Annotated in this window: 23 protein-coding genes and 1 riboswitch; of the genes, 13 read left to right on the top strand and 10 right to left on the bottom strand. The window is 56.4% G+C overall.

The features are described from left to right. Positions 1–38: 38 nt before the first annotated feature. The 3 genes from rpoD to rpsU form a co-directional block, all read right to left on the bottom strand. Positions 39–1880 (bottom strand): RNA polymerase sigma factor RpoD, encoded by a 1842-nt coding sequence (gene rpoD, locus WFK59_RS17135; RefSeq protein ID WP_094121968.1) that lies wholly within the window; start codon positions 1878–1880, stop codon positions 39–41. Positions 1881–2322: 442 nt separating this feature from the next. Further along, positions 2323–4068 (bottom strand): DNA primase, encoded by a 1746-nt coding sequence (gene dnaG / locus WFK59_RS17130; RefSeq protein WP_233987077.1) that lies wholly within the window; start codon positions 4066–4068, stop codon positions 2323–2325. 118 nt (positions 4069–4186) lie between these two features. Next, positions 4187–4402: a 30S ribosomal protein S21 gene (gene rpsU, locus WFK59_RS17125; protein ID WP_001144069.1), complete on the bottom strand. Its 216-nt coding sequence runs from the start codon at positions 4400–4402 to the stop codon at positions 4187–4189. Between the two features lie 277 nt (positions 4403–4679). Here rpsU and tsaD point away from each other — a divergent pair, with 277 nt between their 5' ends. Next, positions 4680–5693, top strand: a complete 1014-nt coding sequence (gene tsaD, locus WFK59_RS17120; protein ID WP_094120658.1) for a tRNA (adenosine(37)-N6)-threonylcarbamoyltransferase complex transferase subunit TsaD — start codon at positions 4680–4682, stop codon at positions 5691–5693. A gap of 29 nt (positions 5694–5722) precedes the next feature. Here tsaD and plsY read toward each other — a convergent pair whose 3' ends face one another. Next, a complete protein-coding gene (gene plsY, locus WFK59_RS17115) occupies positions 5723–6328 on the bottom strand; it encodes a glycerol-3-phosphate 1-O-acyltransferase PlsY (protein ID WP_233987079.1) in 606 nt (201 codons plus the stop codon). Positions 6329–6436: 108 nt separating this feature from the next. Here plsY and folB point away from each other — a divergent pair, with 108 nt between their 5' ends. Together folB and bacA are read left to right on the top strand one after the other, a co-directional pair. Then, entirely contained in the window at positions 6437–6796 is a 360-nt protein-coding gene (folB, locus tag WFK59_RS17110; protein WP_094120656.1) for a bifunctional dihydroneopterin aldolase/7,8-dihydroneopterin epimerase, read from the top strand. Positions 6797–6988: 192 nt separating this feature from the next. Further along, a complete protein-coding gene (bacA, locus tag WFK59_RS17105; protein WP_233987080.1) occupies positions 6989–7807 on the top strand; it encodes an undecaprenyl-diphosphate phosphatase in 819 nt (272 codons plus the stop codon). A 15-nt stretch (positions 7808–7822) separates the two neighbouring features. On the opposite strand, the gene WFK59_RS17100 is transcribed toward bacA, so the two are convergent. Together WFK59_RS17100 and WFK59_RS17095 are read right to left on the bottom strand one after the other, a co-directional pair. Continuing rightward, positions 7823–9055, bottom strand: coding sequence for a multifunctional CCA addition/repair protein (locus WFK59_RS17100; protein ID WP_233987081.1), 1233 nt, complete (start codon positions 9053–9055; stop codon positions 7823–7825). Between the two features lie 158 nt (positions 9056–9213). Further along, positions 9214–9834 carry a TIGR04211 family SH3 domain-containing protein gene (locus WFK59_RS17095; RefSeq protein ID WP_069729240.1) on the bottom strand — a complete coding sequence of 207 codons (621 nt, stop codon included), beginning with the start codon at positions 9832–9834 and terminating at the stop codon, positions 9214–9216. Positions 9835–10106: 272 nt separating this feature from the next. On the opposite strand from WFK59_RS17095, the gene WFK59_RS17090 reads away from it, so the two are divergent. The 3 genes from WFK59_RS17090 to hldE all read left to right on the top strand — a co-directional run bounded on the left by WFK59_RS17090 (position 10107) and on the right by hldE (position 15795). Next, positions 10107–11417: a CYTH domain-containing protein gene (locus WFK59_RS17090; RefSeq protein ID WP_336756575.1), complete on the top strand. Its 1311-nt coding sequence runs from the start codon at positions 10107–10109 to the stop codon at positions 11415–11417. A 28-nt stretch (positions 11418–11445) separates the two neighbouring features. Beyond that, positions 11446–14298 (top strand): bifunctional [glutamate--ammonia ligase]-adenylyl-L-tyrosine phosphorylase/[glutamate--ammonia-ligase] adenylyltransferase, encoded by a 2853-nt coding sequence (glnE, locus tag WFK59_RS17085; RefSeq protein WP_336756573.1) that lies wholly within the window; start codon positions 11446–11448, stop codon positions 14296–14298. A 69-nt stretch (positions 14299–14367) separates the two neighbouring features. Further along, the gene (hldE, locus tag WFK59_RS17080; protein WP_233987084.1) at positions 14368–15795 is read left to right on the top strand and encodes a bifunctional D-glycero-beta-D-manno-heptose-7-phosphate kinase/D-glycero-beta-D-manno-heptose 1-phosphate adenylyltransferase HldE; all 1428 of its coding nucleotides are present in this window, start codon (positions 14368–14370) and stop codon (positions 15793–15795) included. Between the two features lie 42 nt (positions 15796–15837). Here the strand turns inward: hldE and ubiK are convergent, their stop codons facing one another. Then, positions 15838–16260, bottom strand: coding sequence for a ubiquinone biosynthesis accessory factor UbiK (gene ubiK, locus WFK59_RS17075; protein ID WP_233987085.1), 423 nt, complete (start codon positions 16258–16260; stop codon positions 15838–15840). A gap of 170 nt (positions 16261–16430) precedes the next feature. Further along, positions 16431–16589, top strand: a riboswitch (FMN riboswitch). A gap of 110 nt (positions 16590–16699) precedes the next feature. Between ubiK and ribB the strand changes: the two genes are divergently transcribed. Both ribB and ygiD read left to right on the top strand, forming a co-directional pair. Continuing rightward, on the top strand, positions 16700–17356 hold the full coding sequence (gene ribB, locus WFK59_RS17070) for a 3,4-dihydroxy-2-butanone-4-phosphate synthase (RefSeq protein WP_094120650.1): 657 nt from the start codon (positions 16700–16702) through the stop codon (positions 17354–17356). Positions 17357–17607: 251 nt separating this feature from the next. After that, entirely contained in the window at positions 17608–18393 is a 786-nt protein-coding gene (gene ygiD, locus WFK59_RS17065) for a 4,5-DOPA dioxygenase extradiol (protein ID WP_233987086.1), read from the top strand. 38 nt (positions 18394–18431) lie between these two features. Here the strand turns inward: ygiD and WFK59_RS17060 are convergent, their stop codons facing one another. The 3 genes from WFK59_RS17060 to tolC all read right to left on the bottom strand — a co-directional run bounded on the left by WFK59_RS17060 (position 18432) and on the right by tolC (position 21884). After that, positions 18432–19592: a glutathionylspermidine synthase family protein gene (locus WFK59_RS17060; RefSeq protein ID WP_233987087.1), complete on the bottom strand. Its 1161-nt coding sequence runs from the start codon at positions 19590–19592 to the stop codon at positions 18432–18434. Between the two features lie 7 nt (positions 19593–19599). Continuing rightward, entirely contained in the window at positions 19600–20274 is a 675-nt protein-coding gene (locus WFK59_RS17055) for a DUF1190 family protein (protein ID WP_094120647.1), read from the bottom strand. 143 nt (positions 20275–20417) lie between these two features. Then, positions 20418–21884, bottom strand: coding sequence for an outer membrane channel protein TolC (tolC, locus tag WFK59_RS17050; protein WP_233987088.1), 1467 nt, complete (start codon positions 21882–21884; stop codon positions 20418–20420). A 213-nt stretch (positions 21885–22097) separates the two neighbouring features. On the opposite strand from tolC, the gene nudF reads away from it, so the two are divergent. Genes nudF through parE form a run of 5 tightly spaced genes read left to right on the top strand, consistent with a single transcriptional unit; the run spans position 22098 to position 26555 of the window. Next, positions 22098–22730 (top strand): ADP-ribose diphosphatase, encoded by a 633-nt coding sequence (nudF, locus tag WFK59_RS17045; RefSeq protein WP_094120645.1) that lies wholly within the window; start codon positions 22098–22100, stop codon positions 22728–22730. Then, the gene (locus WFK59_RS17040; protein ID WP_111139895.1) at positions 22730–23155 is read left to right on the top strand and encodes a DUF1249 family protein; all 426 of its coding nucleotides are present in this window, start codon (positions 22730–22732) and stop codon (positions 23153–23155) included. Before nudF ends, WFK59_RS17040 begins: the two co-directional genes overlap by 1 nt. A gap of 42 nt (positions 23156–23197) precedes the next feature. Further along, entirely contained in the window at positions 23198–24025 is an 828-nt protein-coding gene (gene cpdA, locus WFK59_RS17035; RefSeq protein WP_336756568.1) for a 3',5'-cyclic-AMP phosphodiesterase, read from the top strand. Between the two features lie 3 nt (positions 24026–24028). Continuing rightward, entirely contained in the window at positions 24029–24610 is a 582-nt protein-coding gene (yqiA, locus tag WFK59_RS17030) for an esterase YqiA (protein WP_233987090.1), read from the top strand. Positions 24611–24659: 49 nt separating this feature from the next. Next, positions 24660–26555, top strand: a complete 1896-nt coding sequence (parE, locus tag WFK59_RS17025) for a DNA topoisomerase IV subunit B (RefSeq protein WP_233987091.1) — start codon at positions 24660–24662, stop codon at positions 26553–26555. Positions 26556–26583: the final 28 nt, after the last annotated feature.

Below are 26583 nucleotides of genomic sequence, written 5' to 3'. Positions count from 1 at the left end.
GCATAAAAAACCCCGGCGAACCGGGGTTTTTGTCTGACTTAATCGTCGAGGAAGCTACGCAGCACTTCCGAACGGCTCGGATGGCGCAGTTTACGCAGTGCTTTGGCCTCAATCTGACGAATACGCTCACGCGTCACGTCAAACTGTTTGCCCACTTCTTCCAGCGTATGGTCAGTGTTCATATCGATGCCGAAACGCATGCGCAGCACTTTCGCTTCACGCGCGGTCAGGCCGGCCAGCACGTCATGGGTCGCTGAACGCAGGCTTTCTGAAGTAGCAGAATCCAGCGGCAGCTCCAGCGTGGTGTCTTCGATAAAATCGCCCAGATGCGAATCTTCATCATCACCAATCGGCGTCTCCATTGAGATCGGCTCTTTAGCAATTTTCAGTACTTTGCGAATCTTATCTTCTGGCATCAGCATACGCTCAGCCAGCTCTTCCGGCGTCGGTTCACGGCCCATCTCCTGCAGCATCTGGCGCGAGATACGGTTGAGCTTGTTGATGGTCTCAATCATATGCACCGGAATACGGATGGTACGTGCCTGGTCAGCGATAGAGCGGGTGATAGCCTGACGGATCCACCAGGTCGCGTAAGTCGAGAATTTATAACCACGGCGATATTCAAACTTATCAACCGCTTTCATCAGGCCGATATTACCTTCCTGAATCAGGTCGAGGAACTGCAGACCGCGGTTGGTGTATTTCTTCGCAATCGAAATAACCAGACGCAGGTTTGCTTCCACCATCTCTTTCTTGGCGCGACGCGCTTTCGCTTCACCGATCGACATGCGACGGTTGATATCTTTGACCTGTTCAATGGTCAGGCCGGTCTCTTCTTCGATCTGCGCCAGTTTCTGCAGGGAACGCATAACGTCATCCTGCACTTCCAGCAGCTTCTCAGACCACGGCTTGTTCATCGCCAGCGCCGCTTTGAACCAGCTTTCGTTGGTTTCATTGCCGGTAAACAGGGTGATGAAGTTTTTCTTCGGCATTTTGCACAGTTCAATACACAGCTTCATGATCAAACGTTCCTGCGTACGGACACGTTCCATCATTTCGCGCATGTTGTTCACCAGGTAATCGAACTGCTTAGGTACCAGGCGGAACTGTTTGAAGACGTCAGAGAGGTTCTGAATTTCGGCAACGGCATCAGCGTGGCTGCGGCCTTTGCTTTTAATCACATTGCGGGTGGTTTCATACTGCTTACGCAGATCAGAAAACTTCTCGCGTGCCAGTTCCGGGTCGATAGAGTTATCGTCGTCGGAGCTGTCATCGTCCTCTTCATCTTCTTCTTCATCGTCAACACGATCGGCTTCAGAAAGCTCAGAGCCGACGTGCGTTGCCGTTGGGGCCAGATCTTCTTCTGCGTTAGGATCGACGAAACCGGTGATCAGATCGGACAGGCGTGATTCGCCTGCTTCAACTTTGTCGTACTGATCCAGCAGGTAAGTAATCGCCTCAGGGTATTCAGCAACGGAACATTGAACCTGATTGATACCGTCTTCAATACGCTTCGCGATGTCGATTTCGCCTTCGCGCGTCAGCAGTTCGACGGTACCCATTTCACGCATATACATGCGAACCGGGTCGGTAGTACGCCCAATTTCAGATTCAACGCTGGATAACACCTGAGCGGCAGCTTCCGCGGCATCTTCGTCAGTATCGGAGCTGTTTTCATTCAGCATCAGATCGTCGGCATCCGGGGCTTCTTCAACCACCTGAATACCCATGTCGTTAATCATCTGGATGATGTCTTCGATCTGATCTGAGTCGACGATATCTTCCGGCAGATGGTCATTGACCTCAGCATAGGTCAGATAGCCTTGCTCCTTACCACGGGTGACAAGAAGCTTAAGCTGTGACTGCGGGTTTTGCTCCATAAGACGGTATCCACACTTCTGTTAATTAGATTGGTGTCGGTCGGCAGCGAGCCAACAATAGCAGTGAAGGCGTTTAGTTCTTGCCGCTGCCTTCGTCGCGGCGTGGGCTTTGCCCATCAGTATTCGGCACTTAAGCCGCTTGTATAAACTCGGTGCTAATGGCCTGGCTTACTCGTCATTCTGCTCCCCGGCAGTGCTCGCTTTCCTCACGTACTCCAGTACGCTGCGGAAGCTGTGCGCTGGCGGTGAACAGACTGACTTCGACGCCGACGGCCTTTAAATTCTGTGCTGATGGCCTGGCTTACTCGCCATTCTGGTCCCCGGCAGTGCTCGCCTTGATCACGTACCTGCGTACGCGATGTGGCTGTGCGCTGGCGGAGACGGCCATAAAACGCTCAATCTGTCCTTTCACACGTCAGAATGGACAAATGATTAAAATCGGTTATTTTCTGGCAAAAGCCTGGCTCAGTGTCCAGAGCTCGCGGCGCTCATCGGCGCTTAATCCCTGGGTGCGCTCACGCGCTATCAAAAACTCCAGGCGCTCTTCAAGAGCAGAATCGTAGAGGCTGGCCAGCGAGTCCTGAAACACCGCTTCGGCTTCCTCATCTACTATCATGTGGTTCCAGATCGCCAGAGTTTCAAGCGTCTGACTAAAATTTGTCCCGCGATATAACTCTAGTAGCTGTCCGGTGGTCAATCCAGGATTCTCGTTACAACGGCCCACTAATTCGATAAATAGCGGTAATCCCGGCATTTTTGACTCAGACAAGCCATCAAGCGAAGGCACCAGCGTCGCCAGCTGCGGGTTCTGAATCAGCAACGCCACCAGCACCCGCATTGTGGTGCGCTTTAACGGAGGTGCAACCGGTGCGGCTCCGCTTGCGGCCAGCTTCGGCATCAGCTTTTCAAGCTGATTGTCATCCAGAATACCCAGCTTATTGCCCAGCTCCTGACGCATATAAATACGCAGGGTTTCGCCGGGGATCTGCGAAATCAGCGGTAAAGCCAGCGTACTCAGCCGGGCTTTACCGTCGCGTGAAGTCAGATCGACCTGCGGCAGCAAGCTGTCGAATAAAAACGAAGAGAGCGGCATCGCCTGCTCCATCCTCGCTTCGAAAGCCGCTTTGCCCTCTTTGCGCACCAGCGTATCCGGGTCTTCACCATCCGGTAAAAACATAAAGCGTAGCTGACGACCATCATTCATGTAAGGTAATGCGGTCTCAAGCGCACGCCAGGCGGCTTCGCGGCCAGCACGATCGCCGTCATAACAGCAAATCACGTTGTCGGTACTGCGAAACAGTAGCTGAATATGCTCAGCGGTGGTTGAGGTGCCCAGCGAGGCGACGGCATAATCGATGCCGTACTGCGCCAGTGCCACCACATCCATGTATCCCTCGACCACCAGTAAACGGGCCGGTTCCGGATGGTTTTTCAGTGCTTCATACAGGCCATACAGCTGGCGACCTTTATGAAAAATCGGTGTTTCCGGCGAGTTCAGATATTTCGGCGTATCGTTGCCTAATACCCGTCCGCCAAAACCAATGACGCGGCCACGCTTATCGCGAATCGGAAACATGACGCGGTCGCGAAACCGGTCATAGGTGCGACCCTTGTCATTGCTGACCAGCATGCCAGCTTCCATCAACGATTCACGATCTTCCGACTGCTTACCAAAACGTTTGAGAACGTTATCCCAGCCGGCAGGCGCATAACCAATGGCGAAATGATTGATGATATCGGCGCTCAGACCACGACGATCAAGATAGTCGCGTGCTGGTTGCGCACTGGATTGCTGCAGGCCCTGCTGATAAAAACCGTTCAGGTTCTCCATCAGCTGATACAGGCTCTGGCGCTGATGGCGTTCCATCTGGCTGGGCCCGCTGCCTGCTTCGTAAGGCACGTCTAAACCGTGGGAGGTCGCTAACTCTTCGATACTTTCAACAAACTCAAGACGATCATAGTTCATTAAAAAGTCGATAGCGTTGCCGTGTGCGCCACAGCCGAAACAGTGATAGAACTGTTTTTCGCCGTTTACGGTGAAAGAGGGCGTTTTTTCGTTATGGAAAGGACAACACGCGTGGAAATTCTTACCCTGCTTTTTCAGCTTAACGCGGGCATCGATCAGATCCACGATATCCGTGCGGGCAAGTAAATCGTTGATAAATACGCGTGGAATTCGTCCAGCCATACGCCCCAGATTTTCAGCTCATAAACGGCAACAAGCCGCGCTTCCTTTCGGAAAGCACGGCCTTTTACTTGACTCTGTCTGCGTTTAACACGCGGTGGAGGCGAACCTCCGGAAGAAATTAGTACAGACGAGTGCGGCGTGCGTTTTCGCGAGCCAGTTTCTTGGCGTGACGCTTAACTGCAGACGCTTTAGCGCGCTTACGTTCGGTAGTCGGTTTTTCATAAAACTCACGACGACGAACTTCAGCCAGAACGCCTGCTTTCTCGCAAGAACGCTTGAAGCGACGCAGTGCTACGTCAAATGGCTCGTTTTCACGTACTTTAATTACCGGCATGTAACTCTCACCTCGAATAATTCGGTTTTTGCTGCTGACTGCGGCGCCAGCACATTTCAAAATGGTGCAGCATTTTACTCCAACTCAAGTTGGTTTGTAAAGCACCATGGATAATTTGAAACCAACAGGAGCGTTTGCCTGTGCGGCTGCCGGTTTTTCCAGGGGCGGGAGTATAGCGTACTCTTTAGCCGACAGAAAATGACTTTTTGCGGGGATTGGCTCCTCTGTCCGCACAATTGCTGTGCTAAACTGCGCGCCGCGAGAAAGAGGTGATGCAATGCGAATTCTGGGTATTGAAACGTCATGCGATGAAACCGGCATCGCAATTTATGATGATGAGGCCGGGTTACTGGCGAATCAGCTGTACAGCCAGGTGAAACTGCACGCCGATTACGGCGGTGTGGTGCCGGAACTGGCATCCCGCGATCATGTGCGTAAAACCGTGCCGTTAATTCAGGCGGCGCTGAAACAGGCTGGATTAGCGCCGAATCAGATCGATGCGGTGGCCTATACGGCCGGTCCGGGTCTGGTGGGCGCACTGCTGGTTGGCGCCACCATTGGCCGGGCGCTGGCCTTCGCCTGGAAAGTGCCGGCGGTGCCGGTGCATCATATGGAAGGTCACCTGCTGGCGCCGATGCTGGAAGAGAATCCGCCGGAATTTCCTTTTGTTGCGCTACTGGTATCCGGCGGGCATACCCAGCTGATCAGCGTGACCGGCATCGGTGAATATGAACTGCTGGGCGAATCGATTGATGATGCAGCCGGTGAAGCGTTCGACAAAACCGCCAAGCTGCTGGGGCTGGATTATCCCGGCGGGCCGATGCTGTCGAAGATGGCGCAGCAGGGCACGGCAGGGCGTTTTACCTTCCCGCGCCCGATGACCGATCGTCCGGGGCTGGATTTCAGCTTCTCGGGCCTGAAAACCTTTGCCGCCAATACCATTCGCGGTAACGATGATGACGCGCAGACCCGGGCCGATATCGCCCGTGCCTTTGAAGATGCGGTGGTGGATACGCTGTCGATCAAATGTAAGCGCGCGCTGGATCAGACCGGCTTCAAACGCCTGGTGATTGCCGGCGGCGTCAGCGCCAACCGGACGCTGCGCGAGCAGATGGCGGTGATGATGCAGAAGCGTGGCGGAGAAGTCTTCTACGCACGTCCTGAGTTCTGTACTGACAACGGTGCAATGATCGCCTATGCGGGCATGGTGCGGCTGAAAGGCGGAACGCGGGGAGGATTAGGCGTCAGCGTGCGACCACGCTGGCCGCTGGCGGAACTGCCCGCCATCTGAGTGTAAAAAAGCCGGCTAGCCGGCTTTTTTTATTCCTGGGATTTCTTCTTACGCTTCCAGATTTTTCCTTCCTGACCACGCCACAAGCGCTGAATATTATCGTGATGACGCAGCAGGATCAGGCAGGAGAGCATCGAAACCGGAAAGGTGAACTGGGGTTTAAACCACCAGACATAGAATGGCGCAATCAGCGCGCTGACAATCGCGCCCAGTGAGGAGTAGCCGCTGAGCAGCACCGTGAGCAGCCAGGTGCCGGTGACCAGTCCGGTTAAGTCCCAGCCAATCGGCGCAATCGCCCCGAAAGCGGTCGCGACGCCTTTGCCGCCGCGAAACTGGAAGAAGACCGGATAGATGTGACCCACGCAGGCTGCGATCGCCGTCAGGCCCAGAAACAGTGGCGTGACATGCATCAGGTAAGCCAGCCAGACCGGCACCATTCCTTTCAGCACATCAAACACCAGCACGCAGGCCGCTGCGACTTTGCCACCAAGACGTAACACATTGGTCGCGCCAGGGTTGCCTGAGCCGTGCGTGCGGGGATCGGGCAGGCCAGCGAGTTTGCAAACCAGAATCGCACTGGAAATCGAACCGCAGAGATACGCGAAAATAATCATACCAGGCGCGAAAGCACTCATAACACCGTACCGTTACCTTTAGGGTCGTTTTGATCTCATCAACCGTGGATAATACGCATAATCCGCCGGAAGTGGTATCCGGCTAAGCCAAAAACAGAGACCATCATCATGGATATCGTATTTATAGAACAACTCACGGTGTTCACCACCATTGGCGTTTACGACTGGGAACAGGGGATGCAGCAGAAGCTGGTGCTCGATGTCGAAATGGCATGGGATAACCGACTGGCCGCCCGCAGTGACGATGTGAACGATTGTCTGAGTTATGCCGACGTCTCCGAAGCGATTCTGATGCATCTGACCGGCAGCCGTTTTGCGCTGGTTGAGCGGGTCGCTGAAGAAATCGCGGATCTGTTGATGAACCGTTTCAATTCGCCTGGCGTGCGCGTAAAGGTAAGCAAACCGGGCGCTATCGCCCAGGCAGCGCAGGTTGGCGTGCGAATTGAGCGCGGGACTATTCCTAAATAAGTGCGATGTGATTGCCATCACAATGAAACCAAACCAAATTACTGTCTGTCATAGCGAGAGCCGTTTCGTTGTAGCCAGCGAAATGGCCTAAGACCTTAAGGTTTTACTCAGGCTGATGCAGCATGATTTCAGGCGATAGCCTTTGCGCTAGCGCCTTTTTAATGGTTTTGAAACGGATAGAGGGAAAATTTGATGGCAGATATTCATCAGCTTTGGGTAGCTGCAATCCTGGGCGTTGTGGAAGGGCTGACCGAATTTTTACCGGTCTCATCCACAGGGCACATGATTATAGTGGGTCACCTGCTGGGCTTTGAGGGTGAGAAAGCGGAGACCTTCGAAGTGGTTATCCAGTTAGGCTCGATTCTGGCGGTTGTCGTGATGTTCTGGCGACGTCTGTTTGGCCTGATCGGTATCCACTTCGGTGAAGTAAAACATGAAGGCGTCGGCACCGGACGTTTATCGCTGATCCACATTCTGCTCGGCATGGTGCCAGCGGTTGTCGTCGGACTGGTACTGCACGATCAGATCAAAACGCTGTTTAATCCGATCAACGTGATGTATGCGCTGGTGGTCGGCGGTGTGTTACTGCTGGCAGCGGAATACCTTAAACCGAAGCAGCCGAAAGCGGTCGGCGTCGACGACATTACCTATCGTCAGGCGTTTATGATTGGCTGCTTTCAGTGCTTAGCGCTGTGGCCGGGCTTCTCTCGCTCAGGGGCGACCATTTCCGGCGGGATGCTGATGGGCGTGAGCCGCTATGCAGCGTCTGAGTTCTCCTTCATCCTGGCGGTGCCGATGATGATGGGTGCCACGGTGCTGGATATGTATAAGAGCATCGGCTTCCTGACCATGGCGGATTTCCCGATGTTCGCTGTCGGCTTCGCCACCGCCTTCGTGGTCGCGCTGATCGCGATTAAAGCCTTCCTGGAGCTGATCAAGCGTATCTCTTTCGTCTCGTTTGCTATCTACCGCTTTATCGTGGCGGCCGCGGTCTACATGGTCTTCATGTAAGCCGCCCGCAGCCTGCTAGTCAGGCTGCGGTGTTGCCAGACCCTGCGCGACGGCGTCAACCCGTCGTCGCGTTAACTCCTCCCGCACCTCAGCGCCTTTAAAACCCGCCTCGACCACCGCTTTGGTCGGTACTGCCTGAGCCAGCGCAAACGCGCGCCGCAGATAGTCGCCCTGCGGATAGGCCATGCTTTCCAGTCCGGCACGTCCGCGCGCATCGGCTTCGCTGGTCAGCGCCATCTGCTCGACGCGCTGCGGCTTGCGCCAGGCATCGATCCGATCAAACAGTGCCACCAGCGAGTCAGCCGACTGGCGTTCAATGGTATGCACGATGTCGTGAAATTCGGTGACGATCAGCGCCAGATCGCGAATCGCATTCGGCACGCGCAGACGCTGGCAAATCGCTTCGACCAGCGGCACACCCGCCAGGCCATGCCCGTGATGGCTGGGCCATTTTTCAGGCGGCGTCAGCGCCTTACCGACGTCGTGGAACAGCGTGGCGAAACGCACCTCGACCGAGTCGGAGAGCGCTGCCGCCATAGTCAGCGTCATCAGAGTATGCACGCCGGTATCGATCTCCGGATGCCACTTCGCCGGCGCCGGAATGCCAAACAGGTTATCGAGTTCCGGAAACAGCACCTGCAACGCGCCACAGTCGCGCAGCACCTGGAAGTAAACCTGAGGATTGCGGGTAGTCAGCGCTTTTTCCGTCTCTTTCCACACTCTTTCAGCCGTCAGGTGTGTCAGCTCGCCGCTGCTCGCCATCTGCTGCATCAGCTGCTGAGTCTCGTCGGCAATACGGAAGTTGAGATGGGCGAAACGGGCGGCAAAGCGCGCCACGCGCAACACCCGCAGCGGATCTTCATTGAACGCATCGGAAACATGACGTAACTGGCGATCGGCGAGGTCGCGCTGACCGTGGTAGGGATCAACCAGCGTGCCGTTTTCATCCTGCGCTATCGCATTGATGGTCAGATCGCGGCGTTGTAAGTCCTGCTCCAGCGTCACATCGGGCGCGGACCAGGTCACAAAGCCGGTATAGCCTTTCCCGTTTTTCCGCTCGGTACGCGCCAGCGCATACTCTTCGCGGCTGTCAGGGTGCAGGAAAACGGGAAAGTCGCGACCGACCTGTTGATAGCCCTGCTCAAGCATGGCTTCGGGGGTCGCACCGACCACCACCCAATCTTTGTCTTTAACCGGCAGCTTCAGCAGTGCATCACGCACTGCGCCGCCCACAAGAAACGTCTTCACGCAAAACTCCAGAGAAAAAGAAATGACCTGCACGCCAGTCGCCTCCCGCGCGACACTTCAGCGGTGCATGTTGCTCTATTGTTGCACAGATTCAGCAGATTGCAGGCATGCCAAAAGGGGGATCTGGCGATCCCCTGATGAAAAACGGCAGAGACGGGTCAGTTCATCCAGCGATCGTTTTTCTTACGGCGCGGCAGCATGTGCGGTAGCAGTAAACCTAACAGCAGGCCGACACCCAGCACGCCGCCGCCATACATAAACCACTGCATGATGATGGTCCGCTGCTTGTCATCCAGCTGAACGTTGGCCGCGCTGACTTTCTTCTGCGCCACAATCAGTTCGTTTTTCAGCTTCTGATTTTCGCCCTTCAGCCCGTTAATCACGCCGTCGCTGCTGGCGACTTTGTTCTGCATTTCAGCCGTGCGCTGATTCCAGCTGTTGTCGATATTATCCAGCTTGGCGGTGAGATCTTTGACCTGTTGTTCCAGCTGCGGCACACGGGTACGCAGGCTGGGACTGGCGCTCAACTGCGACAGCGGGATCCAGGTGGTGCGGCCTTCCGAGTCACGGATCTGGCCATAATGGGTATCGTTATTGGTCTGAAGCAGCTGCACCTCTTCCCCGGCATTCAGTTTACCGAGCAGGCGAAACTGATCGCCAGGTCCGCTGCGAACCCAGGTCGATAACTCATCAGACACGTAGCGTTTTTCGTCGGCGTGGGCAGGTGCAAGGGTGCTGAGAGCCAGCAAAGTGAGTCCAGCGAGTGTAATTTTTTTCATTCGATTTCGTTTTGCTTAGTCTGACTAAAAATTTACCGGCACAGTCTGGAGAGGCCTCGCATAAATCACTATGAGAACTATCCTGGTCTCATGAGAGTGCGAAAAGGTCTGCGAAAGCACAAAGAAAGCAGAGACAGCGCGGCTTCTGTGCATTAATCTTCGCCTGATAACCCCTTGCCCTCCAGGCGACAGCATGAGTAACCTGCTGATTATCGCCTGAAATATGCAGGAAACATCCTCTTAAGTGCCAGCGGCGTAGTGAATAAAAAATTATGACCATCGAAATCGAACTAAAGTTCATTGCAACTCCTCAGGCAGCCGGGAAACTGGCTGACCTTGTCGCGGCGTGGCCGCATCAGCATCAGCCAGCGCGCGAGCTGACCAATATCTATTTTGAAACCGATGATAACCAGCTACGGCGCTGGGATATGGGCCTGCGGATCCGTGGCGTCGATAAGCGTTATGAGATGACGCTGAAAGCGGCCGGGCAAACGCTGGGCGGGCTGCATCAGCGGCCGGAATATAATGTCGATCTCAGCGAACCGACGCTGGATATTGCGCAACTGCCTGCCGATATCTGGCCGAAGGGCACCGAGATTGCGGCGTTACAGCAACGCTTACAGCCGCTGTTCACCACCCATTTTCAGCGTGAAGTCTGGTTGCTTACCGTGGGCGACAGCGAAATTGAGCTGGCGTTTGATCAGGGCGACGTTACTGCGGGTGAGCTGAGCGAACCGCTGTGTGAAATCGAACTGGAATTAAAACGCGGCGAGCGTAAGGACATGCTGACCTTCGCGCAGCAGCTGGTGGCGATCGGCGGTCTGCGGATGGGCAGCCTGAGTAAAGCGGCACGCGGCTATCAGCTGGCCCAGGGCAATCCGCCGCGCCAGCTGCGTCCTTTCCCGCTGCTGAAGGCCGGTAACAAAGCCACGGTGGAAGAGGGCATGGTGGCCGCGATGTCGGCCGGTCTCAGCCACTGGCAGTATCATGAAGAAGTCTGGCTGCGCGGCAACGCGGCGGCGCAGGATGCAGTGCGCGAAGCGCTGGATGTGCTGCGTCAGGCATTTTCCCTGTTCGGTGCGCTGGTGCCGCGTAAAGCCAGCAGCGCCCTGCGTCAGCAACTGACCACGCTGGAAGAGACGCTGGTGAATGACGAGGTGGATGCCTCCGGCTTTTGCCTCTCATCACTGGCGGTGGAAACCCAGCTGGCGCTGACGCACTGGCTGGTGGAATCGCAGTGGCAACAATGGGTCGATGCCAAAGGCCAGACCAAGTTGCAGGGATCGTTTAAACGCTTTGGCGATATCATGCTGAGCCGCATTAACGCCGATCTCAAAGAGACCTTCAGCACCGTCAAACAGCCGAATGAGTATCAGGACAAAGCGACCCGCCTGGCGCGTCAGTTGCTGGCGGTCCATCTGCTGGCCGGTGCCTATCCGCAGGAAGATGTGGCGGTCTGGCTGGCACCCTGGCAGCAACTGTTGTCCGCGATCCACGAACAGCAGGAAGCCGGATTAGCCTGGCTGGCGTCGCAGGCGCTGAAACAGCCGCCATTCTGGCTGACCAGCGGGTCGGCACGCTAATCGGATCGACGTCATCATGGAGGGATTTATGTTGTCAGCACTTCCCACGTTGTTACGCGAACAGGCCGAACGCGCCGCGCAGCAGCTTAACGACTCCCTGACTTCGCTCAGCGCGGAGCAGGTCGCCGGGCTGGCTTTCAGTGATTTTGTGCTGGAAAACCTGCAACAGCATCCCGACTGGTGGCAGACGATCCGTGATGCGCCGCCACAGCCAGACGAGTGGCAGCACTATGCCGACTGGCTCAATCAGGTGATGGCGACGGTGGATAGCGAAGCCAGCCTGATGCGCGAGCTGCGGCTGTTTCGCCGCCAGATGCTGGTGCGTATCGCCTGGATGCAGTGCCTGCAACATGCCAGCACGGAACAGAGCCTGCAGCAGTTAAGCGTGCTGGCGGAAGTGTTAATCAGCCGGGCGCGCGACTGGGTTTATCAGGATTGCTGCCGTGATTTTGGTACGCCCTGTAACGCTGACGGCGAAGCGCAGCCGATGCTGATCCTCGGCATGGGCAAGCTGGGTGGCGGCGAGCTGAATTTCTCTTCGGATATCGACCTGATTTTTGCCTGGCCGGAAAACGGCACGACCCGCGGTGGACGGCGTGAGCTCGATAACGCGCAGTTTTTTACCCGCATGGGACAGCGGCTGATCAAAGTACTCGATCAGCCGACTATGGATGGCTTTGTTTACCGGGTTGATATGCGCCTGCGTCCGTTTGGCGACAGCGGTCCGCTGGTGATGAGCTTCGCCGCACTGGAAGATTATTACCAGGAGCAGGGCCGCGACTGGGAACGATACGCGATGGTCAAAGCGCGGCTGATGGGCGACGATCACGATCGCTGGAGTATCGAGCTGCAGCAGATGCTGCGGCCGTTCGTCTACCGGCGTTATATCGACTTCAGCGTGATCCAGTCGCTGCGTAACATGAAAGGGATGATCAGCCGGGAAGTCCGCCGTCGTGGCCTGAAGAACAATATCAAGCTGGGCGCGGGCGGCATCCGTGAAACCGAATTTATCGTTCAGGTATTTCAGCTGATTCGCGGTGGACGTGAGCGCTCGCTACAGCTGCGCGCTCTGCTGCCGACGCTGGAGGCGATTAAAGCGCTGGCGTTACTGCCGACAGAACAGGTGGATGCGCTGCGTGAAGCCTATCTGTTTTTGCGGCGGCTGGAGAATCTGCTGCAAAGCCTCGGCGACGAGCAGACCCAGACCTTACCCGAAGATGAACTCCATCGCGCCCGTCTGGCGTGGGCAATGGACTGTGCCGACTGGCCAGCTCTGATGGCTGCACTTGAACGTCAGATGGCGGCGGTTCGCGCCATTTTTGATGAGCTGATTGGTGAAGATACCCCCGAAATCGGCGATCAGCGCGAGCTGGCAGAGTACCAGATGCTGTGGCAGGACCCGCTGGAGGAGAGCGAGCTGGCCCCGCTGGTGCCGCAACTCAGCGATGAACAGTGCCGCACGCTGCACCAGACGCTGGAGGCGTTTCGCCAGGATATCAGCCGTCGCACCATCGGCCCGCGCGGCCGCCAGGCGCTGGATCAGCTGATGCCGCGTCTGCTAAGCGAAGTCTGCCCACGCGACGATGCTGCCGTCACCCTCAGCCGTCTGACGCCGTTGCTGCTTGGCGTGCTGACCCGCAGCACCTATCTGGAGTTACTCACTGAATATCATGGCGCGCTGCGTCATTTGATCCGGCTGTGCGCCGCGTCACCGATGGTGGCCAGCCAGCTGGCACGGCATCCATTATTGCTGGATGAACTGCTCGATCCGGCTACGCTCTATCAGCCAACCGCCACCGATGCCTACCGCGATGAGCTGCGTCAGTACCTGATGCGAATCCCCACTGACGATGAAGAGCAGCAGCTGGAGGCGGTGCGGCAGTTTAAGCAGGCGCAGCATCTGCGCATCGCTGCCGCCGACATCGCCGGCACGCTGCCGGTGATGAAAGTCAGCGATCACCTGACCTGGCTGGCTGAAGCGATCATCGAATCGGTGGTGCGCCAGGCCTGGCATATGATGGTCCAGCGCTACGGGCGGCCGTCGCACCTGAGTAATGAGCATGAACGTGGCTTTGCGGTGCTGGGCTACGGCAAGCTGGGCGGCTGGGAGCTGGGATACAGCTCCGATCTCGATCTGGTCTTCCTGCACGATTGTCCGGCCGATGCGGTCACCGACGGCGAACGCAGCATTGATGGCCGCCAGTTCTATCTGCGCCTTGCTCAGCGCATCATGCATCTGTTCAGTACCCGCACCTCATCCGGCATTCTGTATGAGGTGGATGCGCGATTACGGCCTTCCGGCGCAGCGGGAATGCTGGTCAGCACCTTTGAGGCGTATGATGAGTATCAGCGCAGTGAGGCCTGGACCTGGGAGCATCAGGCGCTGGTGCGGGCGCGCGTGGTGTTTGGCGAGCCGGCGCTGGGTGAACGTTTTAACGCTATCCGCCAGGCGATTCTCTGCCTGCCGCGTCCCGCGGAGGCGTTACAGACGGAAGTGCGCGAGATGCGTGAAAAGATGCGCGCTCACCTCAGTAACCGGCATAAAGGGCGCTGGGAGATTAAAACCGATCAGGGCGGTATCACCGACATTGAATTCATCGCTCAATATCTTGTCTTACGCTACGCCGCTGAACAACCGGAGCTCACGCGCTGGTCCGACAATGTGCGTATTTTTGAACTGATGGCGAAATACCATAAAATGCCCGCCGATGAAGCGCAGGCGCTGACCCAGGCGTACGTTACGCTGCGCGATGCGTTACATCATCGGGCATTGCAGGAATTGCCCGGCCATGTGGAGCCGGATGCTTTCGCCGCCGAGCGGCAAACGGTTGTTGCCAGCTGGCAGCGCTGGCTGAACTCGCCAGCGTCTCTCCCGGCGTGATGCTGATAGCACAAATCGCAACTGTGCTATCATCCGCGCACTATTTTAATGCAGTCTGGAGTGTCTGGAATGAAAGTTACTCTGCCCGCGTTCGGCCAAGCCTCAGTGCTGGTCGTTGGCGATGTGATGTTGGATCGTTACTGGTATGGCCCTACCAGCCGTATCTCCCCTGAAGCCCCGGTTCCGGTGGTGAAAGTGGACACCGTTGAGGAGCGTCCTGGCGGCGCAGCAAACGTGGCGATGAACATTGCAGCACTCGGTGCCGCCTCACGCCTGATTGGCCTGACCGGCGAAGATGATGCGGCGCGCGTGTTGAGTAACACGCTGAAAGACGTCAATGTACATTGCGATTTCGTGGCGGTGAAAAGCCATCCGACCATCACCAAGCTGCGCGTGCTGTCACGCAACCAGCAGCTGATCCGCCTCGATTTTGAAGAGGGTTTCGATCAGGTCGATCCTGAGCCGATCCACCAAAAAATGCGGGCTTCGCTGGCGGCTGCGGGCGCACTGGTACTGTCGGACTACGCCAAAGGCGCACTCTGCAGCGTGCAGACGATGATCGCTCTGGCGCGCGAAGCAAACGTCCCGGTGCTGATCGATCCGAAAGGCACTGACTTTGCCCGCTACCGTGGCGCAACGCTGCTGACACCGAATCTCTCTGAGTTTGAAGCGGTGGTCGGTAAGTGTAAGAACGAAGAGGAGATCGTAGCGCGCGGTATGCAGCTGATCGCCGATTTTGATCTCTCCGCGCTGCTGGTGACCCGCTCAGAAAATGGCATGACGCTGCTGCAGCCAGGCAAAGCGCCGTTGCATCTGCCGACCCAGGCGCAGGAAGTCTATGACGTGACCGGCGCCGGTGACACGGTGATTGGCGTGCTGGCGGCGGCGTTAGCGGCCGGTGACTCGCTGGAAGAGGCCTGTTTCCTTGCCAATGCTGCCGCAGGCGTGGTGGTGGGTAAACTGGGTACCTCAACCGTCAGCACGGTTGAGCTGGAAAATGCAATTCACGCCCGTCCGGAACAGGGCTTTGGCATCATGACCGAAGCTGAACTGAAAGCGGCGGTGGAGATGGCACGCCGGCGCGGTGAAAAAGTGGTGATGACCAACGGCGTATTCGACATTCTTCATGCCGGCCACGTCTCCTATCTGGCTAATGCGCGCAAGCTGGGCGATCGCCTGATTGTTGCGGTAAACAGCGATGCCTCAACCAAACGCCTGAAGGGCGAAAGCCGCCCGGTTAACCCGCAGGAAAACCGCATGATCGTGCTGGGTGCGCTGGAAGCGGTAGATTGGGTGGTGGTGTTTGAAGAGGATACGCCGCAGCGGCTGATTGCCAGCATCCTGCCGGATCTGCTGGTGAAAGGCGGCGATTACAAGCCGGATGAGATTGCGGGCAGTAAAGAGGTATGGGCCAATGGCGGTGACGTGCAGGTGCTGAATTTTGAAGATGGCATCTCAACCACCAATATCATCAAAACCATTCGCGGCGACAGTTAACACCCGAAGTCAGCGGGAGACCGGCTCCCGCTAAACTGATTCTTAGTGGTTACTGTCGTTATCAGTCTTAACCACATCCGCAGGATTAATGGCTGACGGTGCCGGTGAAGCGGCAGGGGATGTCGCAGCACCCGCAGTGGCAGTGTTAGCCGTGGCGGCACCGGTCACAGCCGGAGTCACCGTCGCGGCAGAGGCGTTAGCCGTTGGCGGTGTGCTGCTACCGCCGCTCTGGCTTTCCAGCTGCGCCAGACGCTGCTCCAGCGCCGCCAGTTTCTCCCGCGTGCGCAGTAACACCTGGGTCTGCACATCAAACTCTTCACGGTTGACCAGATCCATACGCGTCAGCTGCGCCTGCAGAACCTGACGAATTTTCTTTTCGACATCATCACCAAACTCACGTACCCCTTTCGGCATCGCTTCGTGAACCTGACGTGCAAGTTGTTCAATTTTTTTCGTGTCGATCATGATGATTTCCTGGTTTCGGGGAGCTGTGTCAGCATTTTACTAACCTGATAACGGTTAAGTGTAATGCCAGAAATGAAAAGGATAAACCTCAAATCGGCAACGCAGGAAATGCAAAAGCAATTGCACTATTGATGATTGCCGCTCCAGATAATCAGCGCTATAGTAAAACCGCTTATTCTCAGGGCGGGGCGCAATTCCCCACCGGCGGTAAATCAGTCCAGGCTGAAAGCCCGCGAGCGCTTCATGATGATGAAAATTCGCCATGAAGGTCAGCAGATCCGGTGTAATTCCGGGGCCGACGGTTACAGTCCGGATGGGAGAGGGTAACGACTTCTGTCGGACAACTGTGTCTGCTTCACGTTATTGCCACGTCTTTTTGACGTCACTCCTAAGCACGCCCTGATTCTGGTAACCCATACATTTAAAGGTTTTTATTACCATGAATCAGACGCTACTTTCTGAATTTGGCACGCCTGAACAGCGTGTAGAACGTGCTATCGCCGCCCTGCGTGAGGGACGCGGTGTGATGGTACTCGACGATGAAAATCGTGAAAACGAAGGCGATATGATCTTCGCCGCCGAAACCATGACCGTTGAACAGATGGCGCTGACCATTCGCCACGGTAGCGGCATTGTCTGCCTGTGTCTGACCGAAGAGCGTCGTCAGCAGTTAGATCTGCCGATGATGGTGGAGAACAACACCAGCTCTTACGGCACCGGTTTCACCGTGACGATTGAAGCGGCCGAAGGCGTCACCACCGGTGTTTCTGCTCAGGACCGGATTACCACTATTCGTGCCGCGATTGCGGATAACGCGAAACCCACCGATCTGAATCGTCCTGGTCATGTCTTCCCGCTGCGCGCGCGCGAAGGCGGCGTACTGACCCGTGGCGGTCACACCGAAGCCACCATCGACTTAGTGACCCTGGCGGGCTTCAAGCCGGCGGGCGTGCTGTGTGAACTGACCAACGATGACGGCACCATGGCCCATGCGCCTGAAGCCATTACGTTTGCCAGACAACACAATATGCCGGTGGTGACCATTGAAGATTTAGTGGCCTGGCGTCGCAACCACGAAACGCGTCACGCCAGCTAATCAGCAGCCTGATGATGAGGTGAAACAGGCCTGCCCGGCCTGTTTCACCGGTGATTCATCCACACGCGCTGCTGTCGCGGCGCTCTGAGCCGTCAGTCCGCCTTCGTCTGGCGTTATCCGTGAACGATCAGCTTCCTTAACCCCAATCTTATTCAGATTTTCTGAGCATCTTCATCAGGCTTATCCGCGTGATATAGCGGGTAAAGCGCGTATCGTAGTGGCTATCAAACATTCAATTCTGAGAACCCATTATGAGTCAGTCACGTATGCCAGCGCTGTTTCTGGGCCACGGCAGTCCAATGAATGCCCTGGAAGAGAACCGCTATACCACCGCGTGGCGTCAGGCCGGCGATTCCCTGCCGCGACCCCGCGCCATTATTGCGGTCTCCGCTCACTGGTATACAACCGGCACCGCGGTCACGGCGATGGCACAGCCCCGCACGCTGCATGACTTTGGCGGTTTTCCGCAGGCGCTGTTTGATACCCGCTATCCGGCACCGGGATCGCCCGAACTGGCTGAACAACTGGTCAGGCAGTTAGCGCCGATTCCGGTACGGCTGGATCACGAATGGGGATTCGATCACGGTTCGTGGGGCGTATTGATCAAGATGTATCCGCAGGCGGATATTCCGGTGGTGCAGTTAAGCATCGACAGCACCAAGCCGCCGGCCTGGCATTATGAGCTGGGTCAGAAGATGGCGGCGCTGCGCGACGAAGGCGTGATGATCGTTGCCAGCGGCAACGTGGTGCATAACCTGAGAAAGGTGCGCTGGGACGGCGGTGACGAAGTCTATCCGTGGGCCAGCAGTTTTGAGCAGTTTGTGCGTGACAACCTGGCGGCAGAAGGTGACGCGGCATCGCATCCACTGGTCAACTTTATGCAGCATCCCGGCGCAGCGCTCTCTAACCCGACGCCGGAGCATTATCTGCCGTTGCTTTACGTGCTGGGCTCGCGCCAGAAAGGCGAAGCGATCACCATTCCGGTGGATGGCATCGAGATGGGTGCAATCAGCATGTTGTCAGTGCAGGTCGGCTGAATGCAAACAGACCCAGGGCGGGTCTGTTTGTCAGGGCATTAATCGATAAAGGCGTGCGGATAGAAGCGGGAGAGATCCTGAGTGATCAGATCGCGATCTTCACGCAGGCCGATACCAGCCGGTTGATCGTCGATCAGCCAGCTACCGATCAGCGTGTAGCTGTCGCCAAATTTGGGCAGCGGATGGAACTGCTGGACGATCATCCCTTCTTCGCCATACGGGCCGTCAACGCGGGCAATCTCCTGACCGTTTTCGACGATACGAATATTGGCGCCTTCGCGCGAGAACAGGGGCTTCACCACATATTTGTCCATCGGCGGCACGTCGTCTTCGGCAAAGTATGCGGGCAGCAGGTTAGGATGATTCGGAAACATCTGCCACAGCATCGGCAGCAGCGCTTTGTTCGACAGAATGCTTTTCCACGCCGGTTCCAGCCAGCGTACACCGGCATCGCCCAGCTTGGTGGAAAACATCTCGCGCAGCATGAACTCCCACGGATAGAGCTTAAACAGGTTGCTGATCACCTGGTCATGGACGTCGGTAAACTCACCTTTTTCACCCAGACCAATTTCATCCATGTAGAGAAACTCGCTCGGCAGGCCCGCTTCGGTAGCGCAATCCTGCAGATACTGCACCGTGCCACGATCTTCGTCGGTGTCACGACAGCAGGCGAAATGCAGCCAGTTAAAACCGTGCTGCTGATGTAACGCCGCAAAGCGTTCAATCAGCTTCTCCTGCAGGCTGTTGAACTGATCGCTGCCTGCGGGTAACTGTCCGGCGCTGAGCTGGTCTTCCAGCCAGAGCCACTGGAAAAACGCCGCTTCATATAGCGAGGTGGGCGTATCCGCGTTGTTCTCCAGTAATTTGGCATCGCTCTTGCCATCCCAGGCGAGATCGAGACGGGAATAGAGCGAAGGCTGACGCTGATGCCAGGAATCACGCACGAAATCCCAGGTATGTTTGGGAATGCGGAATTTGGTCAGCAACGCCTCACTGTTAACGACTTTGTCGACCACCTGCAGGCACATCTGATGCAGCTCAGCGGTAACCTCTTCGAGCTGTTCGATCTGCGCCAGCGTGAACTGGTAGTAAGCATCTTCACACCAGTAGGGCTCGCCATGCATGGTATGAAAACGAAAACCGAACTCGGTGGCTTTTTCCCGCCAGCCTGGGCGTTCTGAAATGGCAATGCGTTGCATCGGGGCGTTAGCCTCCCATTGAACGGCTGGAGGTGCCGGTAGCGCTGCTGCGCTGCATGCTGTTCTGCTTAGCCACCGTCTCGCCAAAGCCGCCGCGAGTAATGGTGGAGGTTGTCGCGGGCTTCGGTGCTAACGCGGTTTTCGGCACGTTCATGGTTTTGCCTGAGGTGGCGGCGCCATAGTTACGACCGGAAGCATCCACAAACTGACCGTTTGCCGGGCTGTTAGGCGTTTTAGGTGAGAACAGCGGTTGCTGAGCGAAACCTGCGCCGCCGCCCATCATCCGGCCCATCATGTAGCCAGCCATTAATGGCATCCAGAAGCTGCCGCCGCCCTGCTGTGCTTCCGCATTATTGGTGCTGCCAACGCCAGCCTGAGCCGGCGTCTGCTGACACTGATTTTCGCCAAATTCAGCGACGCAATCTTCGCGGGTCGCATATTTTGGCGCGGTACGTTCCGCCTCTTTTTTGGCTTCATTGAAGGCGGTGGTGCACTGTGCGCTCTGGCCTGGATTGGCTTTCGAACAGTCATCCGCGTTCTGATACATCGAGACCGATTCGTCGTTTTGTTCACAGCCAGCCAGCATAAATACCGCCGAAACGGCGATAGCAACGGGCGTTAAATGGCGTGCCTGCCAGCTTTTACGAAAAGCGGCATAGCGAATAGATTTTGTGCGTTTCATTATGATTATCCTGTGCCCAAAGGTAGCGCATAGAATAGGGGATGAGGGGTCAAAATTGAAGCTGAGGGCCTGATACTGTAGGGATCTTTACTTAGCTATACGTTCCATAGAGAGACGGGCCGCAAAGCGACCCGTCTGTGCAATCAGTTACCGAAAGGATTGCTGCTGTTGCTGCGCGCCGCAGGGCGTGCTGCCGCGGCAGAGCCGTTGGCGGAAGGACCGTTATCCACCCGCGCGGTCTGCTGCGCATTTTCTGGCGCGACCGTTTCCGGTGAGGTAGGGATCTCTTTACCCAGCTGGCTGTTCAGCGCCTGCAGGTTCTGCTCGTTGAGCGTTCCCAGCGCATAGCTGATGTTCAGCTGGTTGATCAGGTAGCTATAACGCGCATCAGAGAGTTGCTGCTTGGCGTTATAGAGCGCGGTGGTCGCATCCAGCACGTCGACGATGGTACGCGTACCAACCTGATAACCCGCTTCAGAAGCATCCAGTGAACTCTGTGCGGAGATCACGGCCTGTTTGTAGGCGTTGATGGTACTGATCGATGCATTCACGTTGTTAAACGATGAGCGCACGGTCTGCACGGCGGAACGGTGCGCGCTTTCCAGCTGTTCGCTGGCGCTGACGAAGCTGTACTGTGCCTGTTTCACCTGAGAGGTGACGCTGCCGCCGCTGTAGAGTGGCAGGGAGAAGCTCAGAGCAACCTGGTTAGAACCGGTAATAGAATCAGTAGATCCCTGGCTCTGGTTCGCACGGCTGCCACCATATTTGCTATTCGACATACCGGTAGAGGCTGTCAGACCAATAGTGGGCATATGACCCGCTTCCATCTGACGAATCTGCTCGCGTGCCAGATCCTGGTTCAGACGCGCAGAGAGCAGCGACAGGTTACGGCTTTCCGCCTGCTTGAGCAGGGCGCTGACCGCATCCGGCTTGTTGGTTTTGAAACGATCAATATTAAGCGATGCCAGTGCCTGATAATCCATGCCGGTAATCTGACGCAGGGATTCAACGGCGTTATCCAGATTGTTGCGCGCGGTTACTTCATTGGCTAACACGCTGTCATACTGTGCGCGGGCGTTCTGCACGTCCGTAATCGCGACCAGGCCAACGTTGAAACGCTGGGTGGTTTGATCCAGTTCGCGATAGATCGACTGTTTCTGCGCTTCGGTGTAAGAAAGGGTATCAATCGCTTTCAGCACGTTGAAGTAGGCGGTGGCGGTGTTCAGAATCAGATCCTGCTGTGCGACCTGATAGGTGACATCCTGGATGCCGGCCGATTTTTCCTGCAGGGTCAGCGCGCGCCATTTCGACATGTCGAAAATTGTCTGGGTTAATTGCAGCGTGCCGCTGGTCGTGTTGGAATGGAGACCGCTGCTGTCACGATAGCCGTTGTTATAGGTGTAGTCTGCACCCAATCCGAGTTGTGGTAATAATGGGCTACGCGCTTCGTTGATTTTCTCAAAGGCAGAATCGCGATCGGCAGCGGCGCTGCGCAGATCCGGGTTGCTCAGACGTGCTTGTTGGTAAACCTGAAGCAGGTCTTCGGCCTGGCTGGCGAAGCTGAAACCGCCCAGGCTCAGCCCAATAAAAAATGGGAGCAGTTTTTTCATTTGCATTCCTTGTGTTGCAGCAAATTGCAGTGGTAGCGCTGCCGGGTAAGCCAAAAAATTATCGCCGATTCTAGCAGAGGGCAACTGTGAGATAAGTTGGCTGAAAGTGCCTTCTTCCCCTAATTTACGTAAATAATTCAGAAAGAACCACTCAGATGGAGCACCGTGCCAGGCTTTTTTCGCTCCACCCCAATCTGCACAAGGAACCAGATGATGTCGGAAGAAAAAAAATCCCCTGTGACTTTTACAAAAAACGATGTAGAAATTATTGCACGCGAAACCGTCTACGATGGTTTTTTTTCAGTGGTACGCTATCGCTTCCGTCATCGCCGTTTTAATGGCGAAATGAGCGCCGAAGTGCAGCGCGAAGTTTTTGAGCGCGGACATGCTGCCGTGCTGCTACCTTATGATCCCTTACGCGACGAAGTGGTGCTGATCGAACAGATCCGCATTCCAGCCTATGACAGCAGCGCATCACCCTGGCTGCTGGAGATGGTGGCCGGCATTATCGATCCCGGTGAAACCGTTGAGCAGGTGGTGCGTCGTGAAGCGGTCGAAGAAGCAGGATTACAGGTTGGGCGAATTAAGCCAATGCTTAATTACCTGGCCAGCCCCGGCGGCACCAGTGAACGTTTATCGGTGCTGATTGGGGAAGTGGATGCCAGCCAGGCAACAGGATGCCATGGTCTGGAGGAAGAGAATGAGGATATTCTTGTCCATGTGGTCAGCCGCGAACAGGCTTATCGCTGGGTGGAAGAGGGGATTATTGACAATGCGGCGTCTGTCATCGCCTTGCAATGGCTGGCGTTGCACCATGAGAAACTACGACAAGAGTGGAAACCATAATGAAACAGCGCTATACCCCTGACTTCCCCGAGATGATGCGGCTGTGCGAAACCAATTTCGCCCAGTTACGCCGCCTGCTGCCGCGCAATGATGAGGCGGGCGCATCGGTGATCTATCAGGTGAGTGGCGCCCGTTATCAACTGACGATTCAGGAGTCAACGCGTTACACCACGCTGGTAGAGATCCGCCAGGTCGCGCCTGCGGTCAGTTACTGGAGCCTGCCGTCGATGTCGGTGCGGCTCTATCATGACGCAATGGTCGCCGAAGTGTGTTCAACGCAACAGATCTATCGTTTCAAAGCGCGCTATGATTATCCTAATAAAAAACTGCATCAGCGTGATGAAAAACACCAGATAAACCAGTTTCTCGCAGACTGGCTGCGCTACTGCCTGGCGCACGGCGCGATGGCAGTTCCGGTCTGCTGATGCGTATAATGCATTAAATGGCGTGGAGACGAAGGAAACGCTTTGGATAGCCTGCTAACTCTTCCTGCAGCGAACGGTTCCGCAATCAGGATTCTGCAAATCACGGACACCCACCTGTTCGCGGGAAAACATGAATCGCTACTTGGGGTCAATACCTGGTCGAGCTATGAGGCGGTGCTGGATGCGATCATTGCGCAGCATCGCGACTATGACCTGATTATCGCCACCGGCGATCTCGCCCAGGACCACTCTGTTGAAGCCTATCAGCATTTTGCTGAGGGCATTTCACGTTTACCGCGGCCCTGTGTCTGGCTGCCGGGCAATCACGACTTCCAGCCGGCGATGGTCGATACCTTCGCTGACGCCCGCATTAATCCGCATAAACAGGTTCTGATCGGCGAACAGTGGCAGATTGTCCTGCTCGACAGTCAGGTGTATGGGGTGCCGCACGGTATGCTGAGCGACTATCAGCTGGAGTGGCTCGAAAAAGCGCTGGCGCGCTATCCGCAACGTCACACGCTGGTGTTGCTGCATCACCATCCGCTGGCGTCTGGCTGTACCTGGCTTGACCAGCACAGCCTGCGTAATTCGCACCAGCTGGATGCGGTGCTGCAACAGTTTCCGCTGGCGAAGACGCTGGTCTGCGGGCACATCCACCAGGAGCTGGACGCAGACTGGCATGGCCGGCGGGTAGTGGCGACGCCCTCCACCTGCGTGCAGTTCAAGCCGCACTGCACCAGCTTCGCGATTGATACCGTCGCACCAGGCTGGCGCTGGTTCACTCTGCATCCCGACGGTCAGCTTGAAACCGAAGTTAACCGCCTCGATACCGATATCTTCCGCCCCGATTTAGATTCGGATGGATACTGACTGATGGCGGCGCTGCTTTATCTGCACGGTTTCAACAGCTCACCGCAGTCGGCGAAGGCGACACAGTTTCGCCAGTGGCTGCAGGCTACGCATCCGGAAATCGAGATGATCGTGCCGCAGTTACCGACCTTTCCGGCCGATGCGGCCGCGATGCTGGAGGAGCTGGTATTGAGCCGCAGTGGTGAAACTCTTGGGCTGGTGGGCTCCTCGCTGGGCGGTTACTACGCCACCTGGCTGTCGCAATGTTTTATGCTGCCCGCCGTGGTGGTGAATCCCGCGGTACGGCCTTTTGAGTTGCTGACGGATTATCTCGGCGACAATCAGAATCCCTACACCGGTCAGCAATATGTGTTAGAGTCACGCCACATTTACGATCTGAAAGTGATGCAGATTGAACCGCTGGAAGCGCCCGATTTACTCTGGCTGCTGCAACAAACCGGCGATGAAGTTCTCGATTACCGTCAGGCGCTCGACTATTACAGCGCGTGCCGCCATACGGTCGAAGAGGGCGGAAACCATACATTTACTGGATTCGAGCGCCATTTCCCGCAGATTCTGGACTTTCTCGGTCTGAATCATCCCTGAGTAATGCGGAAATCGCACCCCATTTCACCCTTCTAATCAGACATTTACGATGAGTCAATCAAACTATAACGCGGATGCCATTGAGGTCCTGACTGGCCTTGAGCCTGTTCGCCGTCGCCCGGGCATGTATACCGACACGACGCGACCCAACCATTTGGGTCAGGAAGTGATTGATAACAGCGTCGATGAGGCGCTGGGCGGCCACGCGAAGCGGGTTGAAGTGATACTGCACCCCGATCAGTCACTGGAAGTGATCGATGATGGTCGCGGTATGCCGGTGGATATTCACCCGGAAGAGGGCGTGCCCGCGGTGGAACTGATCCTGTGCCGCCTGCACGCTGGCGGCAAATTCTCCAACAAAAACTATCAGTTCTCGGGCGGCCTGCATGGCGTCGGCATTTCGGTGGTCAACGCCCTGTCAAAACGGGTCGAAGTCACGGTACGCCGCAATGGCGAAGTGTATGACATCGCCTTTGAAAATGGCGAAAAAGTGCAGGAACTCACGGTGACCGGCACGGTGGCGAAACGCAACACCGGCACCCGCGTACACTTCTGGCCTGATGAAAGTTTCTTCGACAGCCCGCGCTTCTCGGTTTCACGTCTGTCGCACCTGCTGAAAGCCAAAGCGGTGCTCTGTCCGGGCGTCGAAATTGTCTTTAAAGATAAGCTGAATAACACTGAACAGCGCTGGTGCTATGAAGATGGCCTGACCGACTACCTGTGCGAAGCGGTTAACGGACTGCCAACGCTGCCGGAAAAACCCTTTGTCGGCAGCTTTGCCGGTGATGTGGAAGCCGTTGACTGGGCGCTGTTGTGGCTGCCGGAAGGCGGAGAGCTGCTGACCGAAAGCTACGTTAACCTGATCCCGACCATGCAGGGCGGCACCCACGTTAACGGTCTGCGTCAGGGCCTGCTGGATGCGATGCGCGAGTTCTGTGAATACCGCAACATCCTGCCGCGCGGCGTAAAACTCTCGGCGGAAGATATCTGGGATCGCTGCGCCTACGTGCTCTCTGTGAAGATGCAGGACCCGCAGTTTGCCGGACAAACCAAAGAGCGGCTCTCGTCACGTCAGTGCGCAGCCTTTGTGTCGGGCGTGGTCAAAGATGCCTTCAGCCTGTGGCTCAACCAGAACGTGCAGGCGGCTGAGCAGCTGGCCGAACTGGCCATCTCCAGCGCCCAGCGTCGTCTGCGTGCGGCGAAGAAGGTGGTGCGTAAAAAGCTCACCAGCGGGCCGGCGTTGCCTGGCAAGCTGGCGGACTGTACCGCGCAGGATCTGAATAAAACCGAACTGTTCCTGGTGGAAGGGGATTCGGCAGGCGGCTCGGCCAAGCAGGCGCGCGATCGTGAATACCAGGCGATCATGCCGCTGAAAGGCAAGATCCTCAATACCTGGGAAGTCTCCTCAGATGAGGTGCTGGCGTCGCAGGAAGTGCATGATATCTCCGTGGCCATCGGTATCGATCCCGACAGCGAAGATCTGTCGCAGCTGCGCTACGGCAAAGTCTGCATTCTGGCGGATGCCGACTCCGACGGTCTGCATATCGCGACCTTACTCTGCGCGCTGTTTGTGAAGCATTTCCGTTCGCTGGTGAAAGGCGGCCATGTCTATGTGGCGATGCCGCCGCTCTATCGCATCGATCTGGGCAAAGAGGTCTACTACGCGCTGGATGAAGATGAGAAAGAGGGCGTGCTGGAGCAGCTGAAGCGTAAAAAGGGCAAACCTAACGTCCAGCGCTTTAAAGGGCTGGGTGAGATGAACCCGCTGCAGTTGCGCGAAACTACGCTTGATCCTAATACCCGCCGGCTGGTGCAGCTGACCATCAGTGATGAGGACGTCGACCAGACGTTACGCATGATGGATATGCTGCTGGCGAAAAAACGTTCCGAAGACCGGCGAAACTGGTTGCAGGAAAAAGGCGACATGGCCGACATCGAAGTATAAAAAACAGGACGCGCCAGCGTCCTGTTTT

The sequence above is a fragment of the Pantoea sp. USHLN298 genome, assembly GCF_037149395.1.
Taxonomy (GTDB): domain Bacteria; phylum Pseudomonadota; class Gammaproteobacteria; order Enterobacterales; family Enterobacteriaceae; genus Pantoea; species Pantoea astica.
Note: the sequence above shows the minus strand (reverse complement) of the source record. Positions and strands in the feature narration are given on the sequence as shown.